Raw genomic sequence first — 579 nt, 5'->3', positions numbered from 1 at the left:
AAGCAACGTTCTTTAATTGATGTGTCTATGATATTGGTAAAATAGGACTTCTTCATCATTTCAATCTGTTTTACCATCTTTTCACGCACTCTTACCAACATTTCTAAAGCCTGTTCCGGGTTTTCAGCTACTTCTACAACTTGTGATAGCTCCTTGTAAGGACTAAATTCCAGCCCTTCTTTCAAGTCGATAATATAAAATTTTACGTGTTGAGATTGTTGCAAAATTAAACTAGTCATCACATTTTTTAAAAATACTGTTTTTCCAAACCGTGTCATACCCGACACGCACATATGCGGTGTTTTCTCGAAATCATGATACACATGTTTATCTAACGCTTTCCCCATCATAACTGTCCATGTATGCTCTTTTAATAGATCCTTAGACCAATTCCACATTTTAGGTATTCGTTGGCTAAAAACGCGAATATGAAGCTCGCTTTGATGAAACGATATTTTAACAGGTTTATATAGACCCTCCTCTAATACTTCAGCTAACTTTTGGATTAGTTGACTAGGTACACCAAGTGGTAACTTGTAAACATAATTCATACTTATATCATCTTTAATTTCTTTTATA

The 579-nt window shown here is 34.2% G+C and carries 1 protein-coding gene; it reads right to left on the bottom strand.

Features of this window, described 5'->3' with window-relative positions; all coding sequences use genetic code 11:
* Positions 1–579 (bottom strand): FtsK/SpoIIIE domain-containing protein (locus JDS95_RS30450; protein ID WP_255535871.1); only part of this gene is annotated, 579 nt, incomplete at both ends.

This window comes from Bacillus cereus group sp. N24, assembly GCF_016483345.1.
Classification (GTDB): Bacteria; Bacillota; Bacilli; order Bacillales; family Bacillaceae_G; genus Bacillus_A; species Bacillus_A toyonensis.
The sequence above is the reverse complement of the archived record's forward strand: the minus strand, read 5'-3'. Positions and strand labels throughout refer to the sequence as shown.